Origin of the sequence: Burkholderia diffusa, assembly GCF_902499115.1 — a bacterium.
GTDB lineage: Bacteria > Pseudomonadota > Gammaproteobacteria > Burkholderiales > Burkholderiaceae > Burkholderia > Burkholderia diffusa.
This window is the reverse complement of the sequence record NZ_CABVPN010000009.1, coordinates 60,506-78,225: the sequence shown is the minus strand read 5'-3', so window position 1 is coordinate 78,225 and position 17,720 is coordinate 60,506. Positions and strand designations below refer to the sequence as shown.

The 17,720-nt window shown below is 68.6% G+C and carries 12 protein-coding genes; 5 read left to right on the top strand and 7 right to left on the bottom strand.

Annotation, left to right across the window (positions count from 1 at the left end; all coding sequences use genetic code 11):
- Positions 1-23: 23 nt before the first annotated feature.
- The gene (locus BTE28158_RS10970; RefSeq protein WP_124622888.1) at positions 24-1,796 is read right to left on the bottom strand and encodes a diguanylate cyclase domain-containing protein; all 1,773 of its coding nucleotides are present in this window, start codon (positions 1,794-1,796) and stop codon (positions 24-26) included.
- Positions 1,793-2,917 (bottom strand): extracellular solute-binding protein, encoded by a 1,125-nt coding sequence (locus tag BTE28158_RS10965; protein ID WP_151047284.1) that lies wholly within the window; start codon positions 2,915-2,917, stop codon positions 1,793-1,795. The genes BTE28158_RS10970 and BTE28158_RS10965 overlap by 4 nt, the downstream gene beginning before the upstream one ends.
- Before the next feature lie 433 nt (positions 2,918-3,350).
- Here BTE28158_RS10965 and BTE28158_RS10960 point away from each other — a divergent pair, with 433 nt between their 5' ends.
- From BTE28158_RS10960 to BTE28158_RS10945, 4 genes are all read left to right on the top strand, one after another.
- Positions 3,351-4,784 carry an aminotransferase-like domain-containing protein gene (locus tag BTE28158_RS10960; RefSeq protein ID WP_151047286.1) on the top strand — a complete coding sequence of 478 codons (1,434 nt, stop codon included), beginning with the start codon at positions 3,351-3,353 and terminating at the stop codon, positions 4,782-4,784.
- 80 nt (positions 4,785-4,864) lie between these two features.
- Positions 4,865-5,260, top strand: coding sequence for a hypothetical protein (locus BTE28158_RS10955; protein ID WP_151047288.1), 396 nt, complete (start codon positions 4,865-4,867; stop codon positions 5,258-5,260).
- A 189-nt stretch (positions 5,261-5,449) separates the two neighbouring features.
- The gene (locus tag BTE28158_RS10950; RefSeq protein ID WP_151047290.1) at positions 5,450-7,234 is read left to right on the top strand and encodes a nitrite/sulfite reductase; all 1,785 of its coding nucleotides are present in this window, start codon (positions 5,450-5,452) and stop codon (positions 7,232-7,234) included.
- Complete coding sequence (locus BTE28158_RS10945; protein WP_151047293.1) at positions 7,231-7,689, top strand: DUF934 domain-containing protein; 459 nt, start codon at positions 7,231-7,233, stop codon at positions 7,687-7,689. The genes BTE28158_RS10950 and BTE28158_RS10945 overlap by 4 nt, the downstream gene beginning before the upstream one ends.
- Positions 7,690-7,762: 73 nt before the next feature.
- Here the strand turns inward: BTE28158_RS10945 and BTE28158_RS10940 are convergent, their stop codons facing one another.
- The 3 genes from BTE28158_RS10940 to BTE28158_RS10930 form a co-directional block, all read right to left on the bottom strand.
- A complete protein-coding gene (locus BTE28158_RS10940; protein ID WP_151047295.1) occupies positions 7,763-9,043 on the bottom strand; it encodes a virulence factor family protein in 1,281 nt (426 codons plus the stop codon).
- On the bottom strand, positions 9,040-11,634 hold the full coding sequence (gene mprF, locus BTE28158_RS10935; RefSeq protein ID WP_151047297.1) for a bifunctional lysylphosphatidylglycerol flippase/synthetase MprF: 2,595 nt from the start codon (positions 11,632-11,634) through the stop codon (positions 9,040-9,042). The genes BTE28158_RS10940 and mprF overlap by 4 nt, the downstream gene beginning before the upstream one ends.
- 426 nt (positions 11,635-12,060) lie before the next feature.
- Entirely contained in the window at positions 12,061-12,456 is a 396-nt protein-coding gene (locus BTE28158_RS10930) for a hypothetical protein (protein ID WP_151047368.1), read from the bottom strand.
- A gap of 212 nt (positions 12,457-12,668) precedes the next feature.
- On the opposite strand from BTE28158_RS10930, the gene BTE28158_RS10925 reads away from it, so the two are divergent.
- Entirely contained in the window at positions 12,669-13,127 is a 459-nt protein-coding gene (locus BTE28158_RS10925; protein WP_151047299.1) for a hypothetical protein, read from the top strand.
- Between the two features lie 25 nt (positions 13,128-13,152).
- On the opposite strand, the gene BTE28158_RS10920 is transcribed toward BTE28158_RS10925, so the two are convergent.
- Positions 13,153-17,340: a bifunctional nitrate reductase/sulfite reductase flavoprotein subunit alpha gene (locus tag BTE28158_RS10920; RefSeq protein WP_151047301.1), complete on the bottom strand. Its 4,188-nt coding sequence runs from the start codon at positions 17,338-17,340 to the stop codon at positions 13,153-13,155.
- 16 nt (positions 17,341-17,356) lie between these two features.
- Positions 17,357-17,704, bottom strand: a complete 348-nt coding sequence (gene nirD, locus BTE28158_RS10915; RefSeq protein WP_124622908.1) for a nitrite reductase small subunit NirD — start codon at positions 17,702-17,704, stop codon at positions 17,357-17,359.
- Positions 17,705-17,720: the final 16 nt, after the last annotated feature.

The following is a 17,720-nucleotide window of genomic DNA, read 5'->3' as shown; positions in this document are numbered from 1 at the left end:
CGGCACGCTGGACCGGCCCGCCGTCAGCGGCCGCCGCCCGCCGCTATGCGGGCGCCCGCATCCGCGCCGCCGCCGCCCAGCAGTTCCTGGTAACGCACGCACGCGCACTGCGCGGACGCCTTGGCCGCGTACATCGCCGCGTCGGCCTTGACCAGCAGTTCCTCCGCCGACGCGCCATCGACCGGATATTCGCTGACGCCGATGCTCGCGCCCACGGCCAGGTGACGGTCGCCGAACTCCAGCTCCTCGGCCATCACGATCTGGATACGCGACGCGATATCGCCGATCACCGCCGGCGATCGCACGTCCGAAATCAGCACGATGAATTCGTCACCGCCGAGCCGCGCGGCCATGTCACCGCTGCGCAGCACGAGGCTCAGCCGTTTCGCGACCGCGACGAGCGTGCGATCGCCGGCCGCGTGCCCGTGCTGGTCGTTGATCTGCTTGAAGCGGTCAAGATCGACGAACATCACCGCCAGCCCCTCGCGCTCCGCGGCCGCATGCCGGATCGCGGCATCGAGATGCTCCATGAACAACAGGCGGTTCGGCAGGCCGGTCAGCGGATCGTGACCGGCGAGGTGTGTGAGCTCCAGTTGCTTCGCGCGCAGCATCGCGACCTGCGTGCGGATCTCGACGCGCATGCAGTCGAAGCAGCGCGCCAGCACGCCGATTTCGTCGGCCCGCGCAACGGGCAACCGTTCGGCGGCCGGATCGTCGAACACGTGGGTCGCCGCGCGCGCGAGCATCTGCAACGGACGCGTGATCGCACGCGCGAACAGGATCGCGAGAATCACCGCCGCCAGACTCATCAGGAACACCATCCGGATGATCCGTTCGCCGAGCATCCCGGCCGGCGCCAGCACGTCCGTGAGCGGACGCGCCATGCCGAGCACGACGAAGCGGTTGCCCTCGTTCTTGCCGAACGGCGTGCGCACGAACGCGAGCATCTCGCCCGGTACTTCGTCGGGCTGCGCGAGACCGTTGAGCGTCACGTTCGTGCGCGTCCCGGCGAACAGCAGCCGCGTGTCGGGAAAGCTGTCCTGCATCAGCACGCGCCGCCCGCGATCGAAGCCGAAGATCTGCGACGGATCGGGGTGCACGAGGAAGTCGCCCCACTCGTTCGCGAGGAACACCACGTAGTCTTGCGGCAGGTCGCGCTCGAGCCGATCGAACATGCGCGACAACTCGACGTCGACGACCAGCGCGCCGACGACCACGCCGGCCTGGTCGACGACCGGCGTGCCCACGCGCAGGATCGGCAGCCCTTCGGCCGCATGCGAGCCGGTCTCGTGATTGATCACGATCGGCGACAGGTAGATGTGACCGGGCGCCGTCGCAAGCGTGTCGAATACGTAGGAAAACTGCCCTTTCTCCTGGAATGCACTCTCCGGCAGCACGACGATGCCGTGTGCGTCGCGATCGACGCGGATGCGCTCGAGCCCGAAATCGCCGCGCGCGATCAGCCGAACCTGCAGGTACTCGGGGTGGTTCTTCATGAAGCTGAAATACACCTGCTCGAGCCGCGAGCGCGGCGCGCGATCGGTGCCGCCGCCGCCCGCGACGAGCGCCGCCGACGGCAATTGCGCGAGCACGAGCGCATCGTCAGCCACGTCGGACAGCGCGGTCGTGAAGCGCTGTCCGAGCAATTGCGTCGACATCAGCAGGCTGTGCTGTGCTTCCTGCACGAGCATCGTCCGGTTCGCGCGGTAGGTGTAGTAGCCGGTCGTGCCGGACGCGATCACGCCGATGCATGCGAACAGCACCGACAGCTTCGACGTCAGCCCGAGCCTGATCATTTGTCGAACCGCTCCGGCCGATCGCCCGATACGATGCGGCTCCACAGCGACTCGCGCCGCGCGATGTCCTCGACCGGCTGGATCCAGACGAGGTGCTGGTGGCCGGCCTCGAGACCGGGTGGCGGCTCGAGCGTATTCGCGAGCCCCTGGCGTTCGGTCAGCAGCGCGCCGATCGCCGGTTCGAGCATGTAGTTGATCCATGCGAACGCGAGCTCGCGATGCTCCGCGCCGCGCGTGACGCCCCAGCAGTCGAGCCACGCGAGCGCGCCTTCGTTCGGAATCACGTATCCGACATCCGCACCGGCGCGACGCAGTTGTTCGACCTGCTGCGTGCCGTAGTTGCCGAACATCAGCGCCGCGCGATGCTGGACGAACAGCGCGGTCGCCTCTTCCGGAAACGTGTAATACGTGAGCAGGTTGCGTCGCAGGTCGACCAGCTTGTGCGCGACGGCAAGAGTTTGCGCGGGCGACAGGTGAAACGGGTCGGGATAGCCGAGCGCAAGCGCGGTGAACGAAAAATTATGCTGCGCGCTGTTGAAGTCGAGCACCTTGCCGCGGTAACGCGGATTCCAGAGTTCCAGCATCGAACGTGGCGCGACCGGCACCTGCTTGCGATCGTAGATCAGTCCCATCGACGAATACGTGAATGGAATCGCATAGGTCGCGCCGTTGTGCACGAGCCCGCCGATCGTCGCGAGCTGCCGGAAATTCGGCAGTTGCCGTCGACGGTTGGGGATCTGGGACAGATCGATGGGTGTGAGCAGGTCGCCGCGCGCATAGCGCTGGATCTCGGCCGTGTTGGCCGCGAGCACGTCATACGGCGGTGGCGACGCGCTGTGCATTCGCGTCCACAACGCTTCGTCGGAATCGACGAACGTCACTTCGACGCGCACATGGAATTGCGTCTCAAATGCATTGACGACATCGTTGTCCGCATAGCCGGGCCATGCAAGGACGCGCAGTACGTTGTCGTTGACGGTCTCGGGAGAAGCGGCGAACGCGTGCACGCATGACACGCCCAGCGCCCACAGGACGAGCAATCGACGGACGGCACGAAGCCCACGCTCGCGCGCGCCTATTCCCCTGATCAAAGGGACCCCGTATGAATGGCCCGACTGCATCCGCCGTCCTTTTTCGAGTCGACGCGTGATCGTGCAACAAGACCATAAAAAATATCGCGGCGCAATTGGAACAAGCCGCACGCGAATCGTGTCCGCCTCATGCGGAGGACGACATGCGTGCACCCGTTCGATCGCGTGTCGTCGCGCTCAGACGAATGCGTATGCGAGAACAACGAATGATCAGGAGAAAGTCGTTACGCGTCGTTGGCGCCGGACGCTTCCAGGCGAAAGGGACGGTGCTAACGGCCGCAACGCGGAGCAGAACGCGGCCTGATGCGGCGCAAGCATCGGCACTGGCATCGCCCCGAAAGCGCGGCCAGCCGCCGCGGCCGTCGCGCTTTCCTTTTCGGGCCGCTCGTCAGACAATGACCCGCCCCGCCGGCGTGGCGCCGCACCGGTCCGCGCGTGGCGCAAGCATGCACCACCCGCACCGATGAAACGCTACGAAACCCTCGCCCACACGATCGCCGACGAAATCCGCCACGGCAACCTCGCGGTCGGCACGCGCCTGCCGTCGCTGCGGCAGATCATCGCGCAACATGGCGTGAGCCAGTCGACGGTGTTTCGCGCGTATTACCTGCTCGAACAGTGGGGGCTGATCCGCGCACGCGAACGCTCCGGCTATTACGTCGCGCCGGGTGCGGTCCCGGCGGCGAACCCGCCCGCGAAACGCCGCGCGAGCCGCGCCGGCGCGACGCGCAAGGTCGACATCAGCAATCTCGTGTTCTCGGTGCTCGACGCCGCGACGCAGCCCGGCATCGTGCCGCTCGGCTCCGCCTTCCCGTCGCCGCAGCTGTTTCCGCTGCCGCGCCTCGCGAAGTCGCTCGCGCAGGCGACGCGGCTCGTCAGCCCGTGGAGCACGGTCGTCGATCTGCCGCCCGGCAACGAGGCGCTGCGCCAGCAGATCGCGCGCCGCTATCTGGCAACGGGCGTCGCACAGCCCGTCGACGAGATCGTCGTCACGAACGGCGCGCTCGAAGCGCTGAATCTGTGCCTGATGGCCGTCACGCGGCCCGGCGACGTCGTCGCGGTCGAATCGCCCGGCTTCTATGCGGCGCTGCAGGCGATCGAGCGACTCGACCTGCGCGCGGTCGAGATTCCCGTCGATCCGCGCACGGGCCTCGATCTCGATGCGCTCGCGAACGCGCTCGACCGGCACGACATTCGCGCGTGCTGGTTCATGACCAATTTCCAGAATCCGACCGGTGTCACGTTGTCGCTCGACAAGAAGCGCGCGCTCGTGGAGATGCTTGCCGCGCGCGAGGTGCCGCTGATCGAGGACGACGTGTACGGCGAGCTGCATTTCGGCCCCGACTACCCGCTGCCCGCGCGCGCCTTCGACCGGCACGGCCTCGTGATGCATTGCAGTTCGTTCTCGAAGACGCTCGCGCCCGGCTACCGGATCGGCTGGGCCGCCGCCGGCCGTTTCGCGGAAAAAGTGCAGCGGCTCAAGCTGATGACCACGCTGTCGGCGAGCATTCCCGCGCAGGTCGGCATCGCGAACTATCTGGAGCACGGCGGCTACGATCGTCATCTTCGCAAGCTGCGCGGCGCACTGCAAACGCAGCTCGCCCGCATGGACGACGCGCTGCGGCGCTGGCTGCCGGACGGCGTCGAGTGGGTGCGGCCGGACGGCGGGTATTTCCTGTGGCTGTCGTTTCCCGATGCGATCGATGCGATGGAACTGCACCGCCAGGCGATCGCGCGCGGCATCAGCTTCGCGCCGGGGCCGCTGTTCTCGGCCGCGCACGGCTTCGAGCGCTGCGTGCGCGTGAACTTCGGCCATCCGTGGAACCGTGACATCGAACGCGCGATCCGCGTGCTCGGCGAACTGGTCGCCGAGCCGGCAGTACGCAAGGCCGGTTGAGCCCGCACGCAGGCCGCCGTCGTGCAGCCGACGCACGCACGGGTTACAGTGCACCTCTTTTCGCCCCCTCGCCCCATCCCATGAGCGCATTGCCGTACCTCGATCACGCCGCGCTGCTGAGGCTCGCCGCCGAAGCCGCTGGCGTCACGCAACCGTGCACCTGCACGAAGACCCCGCTTACCGGCTGGACGAGCCTGCCGCTGTCGCTACGGGACACGCAGCTCGTCGAAGTGGCGACGCTCATGCCGCCCGACGACCCCGAGCCGACCTACGACGAATACCATCCGGACCGCACGCGTTACGGGTCCGACGACGCACCGATCGCGCCGCGCCACTTTCCGTACAACCGCTGCAACGTCAGCCGCTGCGTGTCGTGCGGCCGGCTGTATCTGCGCTACCAGGAAGGCGGCGGCTACTTCATCGACCAGCGCATCCGCGCGCTCGATCCGGCGTTGATCGTCGACGCGCAGGCGTGAACCCGGCGCGGGCATGCGCAACGCATGCCCGGCGCCCCGCGAATCTGCTGTGCCCTTTTCGTCCCGATCTGCTTCTTTTCCCGCCGCCCCGCGTTCCCTACGCTGTCTCCGGTTGCCCGACACCCGTCGCAACGTTCCCTCCCGAGCGGCGCGCGCCCCTGCGCCGCCGCTCCTCTCGCGTATCACGTCATGTACCGATATACCGATTTCGACCGGGCGCTCGTGCTGAGCCGCGCCGCCCAGTTCCGCGACCAGCTCGAACGCTGGCAGCACGGCACGCTGAGCGAGGACGCGTTCCGGCCGTTGCGCCTGCAGAACGGCTGGTACGTGCAGCGCCACGCGCCGATGCTGCGCGTGGCCGTGCCGTACGGCGAACTGTCGAGCGCGCAGCTTCGCGTGCTCGCCCGGATCGCACGCCACTACGACGTGCCCGACGACGCCACCTATCGCGCCGCCTGCGACGCGCAGGCGCTGCTCGGCACGCTGCGCCTGCCGACCCGCAACGCGCACTTCACGACCCGCACCAACGTGCAGTTCAACTGGATTCCGCTCGCGAAGGCGGCCGACGTGATGGACCTGCTCGCGACCGTCGACATGCACGGGATCCAGACGAGCGGTAATTGCATCCGCAACATTTCGTGCGACGAGCGCGCGGGCGTCGCGCCCGACGAGATCGCCGATCCGCGGCCGTTCGCGGAGGTGATGCGCCAGTGGACGACGCTGCATCCGGAATTCGCGTTCCTGCCGCGCAAGTTCAAGATCGCGATCACCGGCGCGGCCGAGGACCGCGCGGCGACCGACTGGCACGACGTCGGGCTGAAGCTCGTGCGCAACGACGCGGGCGAGCTCGGTTTTCGCGTGAGCGCCGGCGGCGGCATGGGCCGCACGCCGCTGATCGCGACACTGCTGCGCGCGTTCCTGCCGTGGCAGCACGTGATGAACTACATCGAGGCGATCGTCCGCGTCTACAACCGCCACGGACGCCGCGACAACAAGTACAAGGCACGCATCAAGATTCTCGTGAAGAGCGAGGGGCAGCGTTACATCGACGACGTCGAGGAAGAGTTCCGCCAGATCGTCGAGCACGACGGCGGCCCGCACACGATTCCGCAGGCCGAGTTCGACCGCATCGCGGCATCGTTCGTGCCGCCGCGGCTGAAGCCGCGCACGCTCGACCTCGACGATGCCGAAGCACGCATGGCCGCCCACGCCAATCGCCATCCGGCCTTCGCGCGCTGGCTCGCGCGCAACGTCGCCGCACACCGCGACCCGGCGCTGCGCATCGTCACGCTGTCGTTCAAGCGTCGCCTGCAGGCGCCCGGCGACGCATCGCCCGAGCAGCTCGACGCGCTGGCCGAACTCGCCGAGCGCTTCTCGGCCGGCGAGGCGCGCGTGACGCACACGCAGAACGTGGTGCTGCCGTGGGTGCATGTCGACGACCTGTTCCTGCTGTGGGAGCACGCGCGCGCGATCGGACTCGCCAGTGCGAACGTCGGACTCCTGACCGACATGATCGCGTGCCCCGGCGGCGACTTCTGCGCGCTCGCGAACGCGCGCTCGATCCCGATCGCCGACGCGATCGCCGAGCGGTTCCAGGATCTCGACATGCAGCACGACGTTGGCGACATCGACCTGCACATCAGCGGCTGCATCAACTCGTGCGGCCACCATCACAGCGGGCACATCGGCATCCTCGGCGTCGACAAGGACGGCGCGGAGTGGTACCAGGTGACGATCGGCGGCTCGGACGGTTCGAGCGCGAGCGGCCCCGCGCGGCCGGGCAAGGTGATCGGCCCGTCGTTCTCGGCGGACGAGATCGTCGATGTCGTGGACGCGCTCGTCAACGTGTATCTCGACGCGCGTCTCGATGCCGACGGCCGCAGCGAACGATTCATCGACACGGTGCGCCGCATCGGCACCGAGCCTTTCAAGGCCGCGGCAAACGACGCACGTCACCACGCGGAGCACGCATGAACCCGATCGACGAAACAGTGAACGCGAGCGCGAACGCACGCATCCGGCTGCTGACGCCGGCCGAACACGCCGACGATACGAACGCGCCCGACACGGCGACGCGCACGACCCTGACGATCGGCAACGACGAGGAACTGCCGCCGCTCGCTGAACGAATCATGCAGGCCGCGCGCATCGACCTGCATTTCCCGTCCTTCACCGACGGCCGCGCGTACAGCCAGGCCTATCTGCTGCGCAAACGCTTCGGCTTCGCCGGCGACTTGCGCGCGACGGGCGACGTGCTGATCGACCAGTTGCTGCTGATGGAGCGCACCGGGTTTTCGAGCGCGGTGCTCGGCGTCGATGCCGATCTGGCCGCCGCGCGCCGGCAGCTCGATCGGTTCCCGGGCTTCTATCAGCGCGATGCGAGAACGGCAGTGCCGCGGCAGGACGCGGCGACGCAGACGGAGCAATGAAAACGGGCGGCCCGCAGGCCGCCCATCCGATGAACCGCAAGCGCCGCGCCCGCCGCGAAGCGGGCGCCGGCGTTCAGCGCGCCGCCGCCGGCTTGCCGAACGCGCCAAGGATCTTCCTCTCGAGCGCGATGTAGTCGTGGCCGAAGTGGTGGTCGCCCCCCGTCCTGATCACGTCGGCGCCGGTATTCGCGAGCGCCGGACACATCGTGTCCTTCTCTTCCGCGCCGTAGAAGCACTGCACGAGCTGTGGCGGCACCTTCGCGATTTCCGGCGCGACCTTCATCGCCTTGTCGCTCGCCGGCATGCCGAGCCAGCCCGTCACGCGGATCTGGAAATCCGCCGCCGGCGCGAAGCCGAGCAGCGACATCACCGCGACCTTGTCGCGCAGGTCGCCCGGCAGCCGGTTGTACGCGAACGGCATCACGTCCGCGCCGAACGAGTAGCCAACCAGCGCCACACGGTTCGCATGCCAGCGCGCCATGTACGTACGCATCACGCGCGCCAGGTCGCGGCTCACCTGTGCGGGCGGCTTCTCGCTCCAGAAGTAGCGCAGGCTGTCGATGCCGACCACGGACACGCCATCGCGCTGCAGCGCCTCGGCGATCGTCTTGTCGAGATCGCGCCAGCCGCCGTCGCCGGAGATCACGATCGCGAGGCGGTCGCTGCCGCCCTTGGACGGCAGCTCGACGAGCGGCAGGTCCGACACGTCGAGCTCGTCGCTGCTGCTGGTGTCGTGCAGGTGCGACGTCACGAGCGACACGAGCTTTGTGGTGTCGCCGGCCGCGGCCGTTTCGACGAAGCCCGGCATCGCGCGGCGCACGATCGTCGGATCGGGCGGGCACGGCTTGAAGCGCGCATCGAGCTTCGCCGCCGGCGCGACCGACACAACGCCCGCGATGGTGTTCTCCGGCGCCATCGACAGGATCTGCTTCGCGATCGCGCCGCCCTGGCCCACGCCCGCGACGATCGGCGTGTAGTAACGCGCCGATTGCGCGAGGCGTTCGAGCTGGTGGCTGACCGCCTCGGCGTCGCCGTCGAGGTGGTGACAGGTTTCCTGCTTCGCGGCGAGGTTCGCCGCGTAGCGCTCCGAATCCACGCCGACCGTCATCGCCCCCGCTTTCGCGAGTGCGTCGGCTGCCTGCTGATCGGCGGCGCCCCAGCCGCGCTCACGCGAGAACAGCACGACGAAGCCGCGCAGCGGGCCGCTCGGCTTCGTCACGGTCACGGGGCCGTAACGGCCGCCCGACACGGTTTCCGGTTTCGCCGCAGCCGGCTGCGCCGCGAGCGCGGCGCCGGCCAGCATCATTCCCGCGCAGGCGACTGCCGCCTGCGCGATACCCTTCTTGAACATCATGAACGCCGACCTCCAGCCAGCAGGGACAGATCCGCGAGCGTGACGAACACGCCGACCGAGCCCGAGGCCGCGAGATAGCGCGGCTCCCAGTGCGGCTCGAACTTGCTCTTGAATGCACGCAAGCCACGGAAGTTGTAGAAGCGGCCGCCGAAGCGCCAGACCATCAGCCCGAACCGGTGCCACGGCGACGGCATCTTCGCCGCCCCCATCCCCGAGAACGGCGCGATGCCCAGGCTCAGCTTGCGGAACCCCGCTTCCTTCAGGTGCAGCGCGAGCTGCGTAAACAGATACTCCATCGCATACGGCGACGCTTCCGGCAGATGACGCATCACGCCGACCGTCGCCTCGGTGTTGAGGTCGGTCGTCATGAACGTGACGAACGCGATCGGCTTGTCGGCCTGGCGCACGAGCATCACCGACTGCGTCGCGAGATAGCCGTCGTGGAACGCCGCCACCGAGAAGCTCTTCTCGCGCGCGTCGCGGCTGTCGAGCCAGCCGTCGGAGATGTCGCGCAGCGCCGGCAGCGCGGCCGGCACGTCGCTCGGCGCGATCACCTCGACCCTCAGCGCGTCCTTGTCGCCGCGACGCAGCGCATAGCGCAGGTGCGACCGGTTCGAACCTTTCAGGTCGAACCGGTCGAGCGCGATGTGCGCTTCCTCGCCGAGCTTCATCAGCGTGAGGCCCGCGTCGAGATACAGCGGCAACGCGTTCGCGCGCACCTGGTAGAACGCCGCACGGCCGCTGTGCGCGTGTGCGAGCGCAATGAACTTGCTGATCAGCGCCGGCCATTCCTCGCGCGGCCCGACCGGGTCGTGGAGCGCGGCCCACGTGCGGCCGTTCTTCGCATACATCAGGAACGCCTGGCGGGACTCCGAGAACAGGAACGACTTGTCGCCCATCAGCGCGAGGCCCGCGTCGCTGCACTCCTGCGCGCGGATGATCCGTTCGGCATCCGACAGATCCTGCTCCGCGGGCTTCACGAAACGGCCCGGCGCCGGGCGCAGCAATTGCCACAGCGCGAACAGCGCGACGAACACGCCGGCCGCGAGCGTCGCGCGCAGCGCACGCGGCGCACGCGCGTCGAACGAGAAATGCGACCACAGCTCGCGTGTGTACGGCACGTCGCGGAACGCGAAGAACAGCACCCACACGGCCAGCATCAGCACCATCGCCACCGACACGAACCAGCTCACCGTGAAGCGCTCGGCGAGCAGCGACGAATGCCGGTTGAAACGGCGGCGGCTGACGAGCAGCAGCACCAGCAGAATGCCGAGCACGCCGGCCTCGACGAACGCGAGGCCCTTCGCCAGCGACAGCGCAAGGCTCGCGAGCGTCAGCGCGAACGTCATCCACCATGCGCCGTCGAGGCGGCGCAGCAGCCCGCGCGCGACGAACAGCAGCGCGACGCCCAGCACGCTGCAGATTACCTGCGAGCCTTCGAGCACCCACAGCGGCACGAGGTGGCGCAGGATCGCGATCCGGTGCCAGAACGCGGGCGTCGCACTCGAGATCACCAGCATCCCGCCGACCGCGAACGTCACGAGGCTCAGGAACAGCGGCGCCAGTTGCGACACGCGCGCGGCCTGCCGCGACACGAGCCGGCGCCGCAGCGCGCGGCCTTCGAAACCGGCCAGCAGGCCGGCCGACAGCACGAGCGGCACGCCGAAATAGATCGCGCGATACGCGATCAGCGCGGCGACCATCGCGTGCGGCGGCACTTCGCGACCGAGCGTGAAGACCATCGCGGCTTCGAACACGCCGATCCCGCCCGGCGTATGACCGATCATCCCGAGCAGCAACGCCGCGGCGTAAACGGTAATGAAGGTCGGGAAACCGACCGGCGCGGCCGGCAGCAGCACCCAAAGCGTCAGGCCGGCCGCGACGACGTCGAGCACCGCATAGACGACCTGCGCGACGAGATCGCGCCGCGCCGGCACGTCGAACGACAGCCACTTGAAACGCGTGACGACCGGGCGCGCGGTGTTGCCGCACATCATGACCATCGCGGCCAGCACCACGAGCAGCGCCGCGCCGGTCCACGTCAGCACGCCGGGCGCGACGTGCAGCATCGCGGCAAGCGCCTCCGGCACGCAGACCATGCCGATCGCCGTCATCCACACCATCGCGAGCGCCAGCGTGCCGCTGGTGAATACCGTCATCCGGCCGATCTGCGCGGGCGTGACGCCCGACACGCCGTACACGCGCGCGCGGACCGCGCCGCCCGTCAGCGCGCCGAAGCCGGTCGCGTTGCCCAGCGCGGAGCCGGCGATCGCGCCGATCCATAGCGCGGCGCGCGGCACCTTCGCGGCGACGTAGCGCAGGCCGACCGCGTCGCGGGCGACGAGCGCGAGATAGCTGAGCGCCGTCGCGGCCAGCGACGCGCCCCACTCGCCGGCGGACATGTGACGCAGCTGGCGGATCACCGACCGGTAGTCGACGGATTCCGACAAGTGCTGGAAGACCACGATCAGCAGCAGGCCGATGCCGAGCGCGAGCAGCGGCGACAGCACACGCTCGTTGCGGATCAACGCCCGGGCACGGGCGATCACCGCCGCGGCGCGGCCGGGCGAACCAGAGTGGCGGGAAGACATAGGTTGTTCAGTGGTGGTGCATAGCGTGTCGCGGCGCAAGACGGCCAGGCGGCGACGTATCTGGTTGTTCTGCGTGGGCGGTCGGCCGACGGAAATCGCGGGCGGCGCCTGGATCAGAACTTACGAGTATACGGAATTTATATTACAGATTCTTTCAAGTTCGGATTGTGCGGATTTGTGGCGTCTCGCACATCAAAATCGCATCAAAAATATCGCGTCCGACAAACGCAAGGTGCGCATCATACCGGGAACCGGCGGGGTTTTTTCATCGGATGAATGACCGGGGGCGGAATTGGGAAAAATTCTCCCGGCCGGGCTGCACGGACGAGGACGAATTCACGAACCGGCGCGACCCGCCGGAAATGGGGACGGGTCTGTGTGGCGGGCCGCCCGCCGTGTCCCGCGCCGGGCACACACGGCCCTTCATTACTCCGCCCGCTTATGCTCCCCCAACCCGATCGCCTTGTAGTCGTAAGTCGGATAAAACTCCGTCCGGTACGCGCCCCACGCCGTATCCTCGAGCACGCGATTGACCTCCCGCAGCCGCGACGCCGGCAGCCGCAGCACGACGATCTGCCCGATCCCCATCGTCACGGTCCAGCTCACCACCTCCACGCCCGGCGGCGGAAACGCCTTGTAGAACCCCTGCTTCGCGAGTTGCGCATTCAGCTCGGCGAGCGGGCGCGACTGGTCGTGCTCGAGGAACACGGTCAGCAGCACCGCATTGTCGGGCGTCGCGGCGGCCGTGCCCGTGGGCGCCGTCGAGCCCTGTGCCGCAGCGGGCAGGCTCCATGCCGCGGCGGCCGCCAGGATGCCCGCCATGCAAACGGTCGCGGCCCGGTTCGCCGCGCTGACAAATCCCTTCTTCACGCTTGCTCCGGTCGATCGTGAAGGAACGATGCGCACCGGCCGCGTAACGAACCGGCCGGCGCCTGCGCCTGTGCTACGCTGCGACGATCGATTCCCGCCTGCGGCCGCAACGCCGCCGGCGGAACGCAAACGGCATGCCCGCCGCCGCGAAGGAACCCATCGAAATGAAAATGACTTCGCTGAAGAATATGCCGATTTTCGGCGGCGATACGCCGGAAACCGTGCGGGTGGCCGTTACGCTGCTGACGGGCGCGTGGTGCATCTTCGCGTACCGGGTCGCCGTTTTCGAGTCGGCGGTCGTTCCGGCGCTGCTCGACCGCTTTCCGAGCGGCTCGTTTCGCGCCGGTATGGTCCGGATGCTCGCGGCGACCTTCGTCGCGATCGCCGTCGCCCTCGCGCTGCTCGTCGTGCAGATCGCGCGCCGGAAGAATTGGGCGCGCATCACGATGATCGGGCTGGTCATCGCCACGCTCGCGTTGATGGCCTTCACCGTCGCGCACCGGCCGGCCGATTTCCTGAGCACGGTCTACTGCCTTTTCACGCTGGCGACCTTGCTGTTGCTGTCGCGCTCGAGCCGGCAGTGGTTCGACCAACCGCGACCGCAACCGGACGAACAGCCGTAACCCTCCCGGCCCGCGTCGCCAGCGTTCAGTACACGTCGCGCATGTAGCGGCGCGCCTTCGAAAGCCGCGCGACGTAGTCGTTCGCGGCTTCGTCCGACATCCCGCCGTGCTCGGCGACCACCGCCTTCAGCGCGGCATCGACGTCCTTCGCCATCCGCGCCGCATCGCCGCACACGTAGAAGTGCGCGCCTTCCTCCAGCCACGCGAACAGCTCGGCGCCCTGCTCGCGCATCCGGTCCTGCACGTAGATCTTGTCGGCCTGGTCGCGCGAGAACGCGAGGTCGAGCCGCGTCAGGAAGCCGCTTTCGTGCATCGCGCCCAGCTCGTCGCCGTAGTAGAAGTCGGTCTGCGCGTGCTGCTCGCCGAAGAACAGCCAGTTTCGGCCGCGTGCGCCACGTGCTTGCCGCTCGTGCAGGAAGCCGCGGAACGGCGCGACGCCGGTGCCGGGGCCGACCATCACGATCGGCACGTCGCCGTTCACCGGCGGCCGGAAGTGTGCGGACTTCTGCACGAACACGGGCACACGGCCGTCGTCCGCGCGATCGGCGAGGAACGTCGACGCAACGCCTTTGCGCGCACGCCGCCCGTTGTGATAGCGCACGGCCGACACGGTCAGGTGGATTTCGCCCTGGTGCGCGCTCGGGCTCGACGCGATCGAGTAGAGGCGCGGCTGCATGCGCTTGAGCATCCCGACCAGCTCCGTGCCCGACAGATCGACCGGGAACTCGTGCAGCACGTCCGCGAGCTGTTGCCCCCACAACCATTGCTTCAGGTCGGCCTTGCGATCGTCGCCGAGCAGCGCCTTCAGTGCGCCGTTCGCGCTGCGCGACGCGATGAACGCGAGCGTGTCGGGATGCGGGCGCGTGATGTCGAAGTGGCGCGCCAGCGCATCGCCGAGGCGCACGTCGCCGACGCCCGCGACGGACACGGGAGCGTCAGCCTTCAGCGCGGTGACGGACAGCAGTTCGTCGACCAGCTCCGGGCAGTTGGTCGGCCACACGCCGAGCGCATCACCGGTTTCGTATTCGAGGTTCGCGCCTTCGGTCGACAGCGACACGTAGCGCGTGTCCTTCGCCGCGCCCGGCCGGTTGAGCCGCAGGTTCGCGACGAGCTTCGACGGCGCCGGATGCGCCTTGGTCGGCAGCAGCCCCGACGGGCTCAATCCAGCGGACGGCACCGCATGCAGCGCGGCATCGGCTTCCTTGATCCGGGCGACGACGCGTTCGAGCCACTGGTCGGCGTCGCGCTGGAACTCGACGTCGCAATCGACGCGCGCGCAAAGACGCGCCGCGCCGAGTTCCGCGAGCCGCGCGTCGAGCCGGCGGCCATGGCCGCAGAACTGGTCGTAGTTGCGATCGCCGAACGCGAGCACCGCGAAGTGCACGCCGTCGAGGCGCGCGGCGCTGCCGGCCTGCAGCGCTTCCCAGAACTCGCTGCCGTTGTCGGGCGCGTCGCCGTCGCCGAACGTGCTCGTCATCAGCAGCACGTATTGCGCACCGGCGAGCGACGCCACCGGATAGTCGGACATGCACGCGGTGCGGATCTCGAAGCCCGCGTTCATCAGCTGCGTCGCGTAATCCTCGGTCAACGATTCGATGTTGCCGGTCTGCGATGCCCACAGCAGCACGACCTTCGGCCGCGTGCGCACGATCCGCACACCGCCGGGCGCGCTGGCATCGGCCGGCAGCGCGGGCGCCGCCGCACCCGGCACGCTCGCCGGCAACGAGCGGCTGAACAGCCCCGCCAGCATCCCGTCGAGCCAGAACCGCACCGGCGGCGTAAGCGGCGCGCTGGCCGGCAGCACGGGCACGCTGCCCTCGCGCCGGCCGGCGCTCGCCTTCAGCCCGCTGACAAGGCCGGCCACGTACAGCCGTTCGGTGTCCGTCAATGGCGGCGGAGCAAGGTCGGCCACGCCGAGCGCGGCCGCGAAAGTGTCGATGTCTGCCATGTCGGATTCCTGTGAAGCAGTAGCCTGCACCAGCGCCGGGGCGGGCCGCGCGTCGTCGGCGCCTGCGTCGGGTTGCGCCGTCTCGTCGTCGGCGGCCGAGAACGCATCGGTCTCGACGCGCCGCAACGCGACCGCGCAGTATTTCAGTTCGGGTTGCTGCGATTCGGGATCGATCGCGTCGTTCGTCACCGCGTTGATGCACAGGTCGTCGCCGTACACGTCGTTCCAGTGCATCGGCGCGAAGCAGTTGCCGCGCCGCACGCGCTCGGTCACGACGGCCGGCAGCACCGCGCGGCCGCGCGCCGAACGAATCTCGACGCTGTCCTTCGCGGCAATGCCGAGCGCGCTCGCATCGTCCGGGTGCAGTTCGACGAACGGGCGCGGGTTCAGCTTGTTCAGCATCGCGACCTTGCCCGTCTTCGTCATCGTGTGCCATTGATGCTGCAGCCGCCCGGTGTTCAGCACGATCGGGAACGTGTCGTCGGGCAGCTCGGCCGGATCGACATGCGCCCGCGCGAAGAAGCGCGCCTTGCCCGATGGCGTCGGGAACGCGAGGCGCGGCGCGTCGTGCCCGTCGGCCGCCGGACGCGGCGTCTGGCTCACGCCGTCGTTCAGGTAGCGGATCGGGTGCCGCTCGCGCGCGGTGCCCGGCGCGACCGGCCATTGCACCGGGCCCTCGCGCAGCGCCGCATGGCTCGCGCCGCGCAGGTCGTAGCCGGTCGCCGGATTCGAGAAGCGCACGATCTCGTCGAACACGTCGGCCGCCGACGCATAGTCGAACGCATCGCCGAAGCCCATCGCGCGCGCGACTTCCGCGACGATGCGCCAGTCCGGCAGCGCGTCGCCGGGCGGCGCGACCGCCGCGCGCATCAGCGTCATGTTGCGCTCGGAGTTGATCATCACGCCGTCGCCCTCGGCCCACAGTGCGCCGGGCAGCAAGATGTCCGCATAGCGGTTGGTTTCGGTGTCGAGGAAAGCATCCTGCGCGATCACGAGCTCGGCGGCCTGCAGCCCGGCGATCACGTTCTGCCGGTTCGGTACCGTGGCGACCGGGTTCGTGCAGATGATCCAGCATGCCTTGATGTCGCCTGCCGCCATCCGCGAGAACAGGTCGACCGTGCCCTGCCCCGTCTCCTTGCGCAGCGTGCCGGCCGGCACGCGCCACAGGTTCTCGACGAACCGGCGATCATCGTCGGACGTCACCGAGCGCTGGCCCGGCAGCCCGGGGCCCATGTAGCCCATCTCGCGCCCGCCCATCGCGTTCGGCTGGCCGGTCAGCGAGAACGGCCCGCTGCCGGTGCGGCAGATCTTGCCCGTCGCGAGATGCAGGTTGCAGATCGCGTTGGTGTTCCACACGCCGTGCGTGCTCTGGTTAAGCCCCATCGTCCAGCAGCTCATCCATTCCTGCGCGTCGCCGATCCATTGCGCGGCCGTGCGGAGGTCGGCTTCCGCGAGACCGGTGATTTCCGCGACGCGCTCGGGCGTGTAGTCCGCGAGGAACGCGGGCATCGCGTCCCAGCCTTCGGTGTACGCATCGATGAACGCGGCGTCGATGCGGCCGTTCGCATGCAGCAGGTGCAGCAGCCCGTTGGTCAGCGCGAGATCGGTGCCCGGCCGGATCTGCAGGAACAGGTCGGCCTTGTCGGCCGTGCCGGTGCGGCGCGGATCGACGACGATCAGCTTCGCGCCGGCCTTCACGCGATCCATCATCCGCAGGAACAGGATCGGATGGCAGTCGGCCATGTTCGCGCCGATCACGAAGAACAGGTTCGCGCGATCGAAATCCTGGTACGACCCGGGCGGGCCGTCCGCGCCGAGCGACTGCTTGTAGCCGGTGCTCGCGCTCGCCATGCAGAGGCGCGAGTTCGACTCGATGTTGTTGGTGCCGACGAAGCCCTTCGCGAGCTTGTTGACGAGGTATTGCGCCTCGATCGACATCTGCCCCGACACGTAGAACGACAGCGCGTCGGGCCCGTGCGTGTCGAGCACCGCGCGCAGCCGCCGCGCGGTCTCGGCGATCGCGTCGCGTGCCGGCAGCGGCACGAGGTCGTCCTCGCGCGCGCGCCGCACGAACGCGCGGTCGAGCCGCCCGGAACGGCGCAACGCGACGTGCGCCGACGAGCCCTTCGTGCACAGCCGCCCGAAGTTGGTCGGATGGTCGGCGTCGCCGGATACCTTGACGACTTCGCCTTCCTCGACGTGCAGCACCATCCCGCAGCCGACGCCGCAGTACGGGCACACGCTCTTGACGGGGGTGGCGGTCATGCGCGCTCCGGGGCGATCAGGCTGCGATCCACACGAAACCGTCCTCGACCCGCGACGGATACGCGCTCACCGACTGCTCGGGCGCCTCGAGGCATTCGCCCGTGCGCAGGTCGAAATGCTGCTTGTACAGCGGCGACGCGACGACGACACGCTCGCCGAGGCTGCCGATCAGCCCGCGCGACATCACGGCCGCCTGCGACACGGGATCGACGTTGTCGATCGCGAACACGCCGCCTTCTTCGGCATGCGCGACGTGAAAGACCGCGACCTGCGCGCCGTTGACGAGTGCACACACGCCGGTGTTCGGCACGATGTCGTCGAGCGGGCACACGCGGGTCCAGGACAGCGGAAGACGATCGTTCATGATGGGCTCCTTGGAA

Coding starts and splice junctions, on each gene's coding strand:
- BTE28158_RS10970 (WP_124622888.1), bottom strand. CDS start 1,796: ATGATCAGGCTCGGGCTGACGTCGAAGCTGTCGGTGCTGTTCGCATGC.
- BTE28158_RS10965 (WP_151047284.1), bottom strand. CDS start 2,917: ATGCAGTCGGGCCATTCATACGGGGTCCCTTTGATCAGGGGAATAGGC.
- BTE28158_RS10960 (WP_151047286.1), top strand. CDS start 3,351: ATGAAACGCTACGAAACCCTCGCCCACACGATCGCCGACGAAATCCGC.
- BTE28158_RS10955 (WP_151047288.1), top strand. CDS start 4,865: ATGAGCGCATTGCCGTACCTCGATCACGCCGCGCTGCTGAGGCTCGCC.
- BTE28158_RS10950 (WP_151047290.1), top strand. CDS start 5,450: ATGTACCGATATACCGATTTCGACCGGGCGCTCGTGCTGAGCCGCGCC.
- BTE28158_RS10945 (WP_151047293.1), top strand. CDS start 7,231: ATGAACCCGATCGACGAAACAGTGAACGCGAGCGCGAACGCACGCATC.
- BTE28158_RS10940 (WP_151047295.1), bottom strand. CDS start 9,043: ATGATGTTCAAGAAGGGTATCGCGCAGGCGGCAGTCGCCTGCGCGGGA.
- mprF (WP_151047297.1), bottom strand. CDS start 11,634: ATGTCTTCCCGCCACTCTGGTTCGCCCGGCCGCGCCGCGGCGGTGATC.
- BTE28158_RS10930 (WP_151047368.1), bottom strand. CDS start 12,456: ATGGCGGGCATCCTGGCGGCCGCCGCGGCATGGAGCCTGCCCGCTGCG.
- BTE28158_RS10925 (WP_151047299.1), top strand. CDS start 12,669: ATGAAAATGACTTCGCTGAAGAATATGCCGATTTTCGGCGGCGATACG.
- BTE28158_RS10920 (WP_151047301.1), bottom strand. CDS start 17,340: ATGACCGCCACCCCCGTCAAGAGCGTGTGCCCGTACTGCGGCGTCGGC.
- nirD (WP_124622908.1), bottom strand. CDS start 17,704: ATGAACGATCGTCTTCCGCTGTCCTGGACCCGCGTGTGCCCGCTCGAC.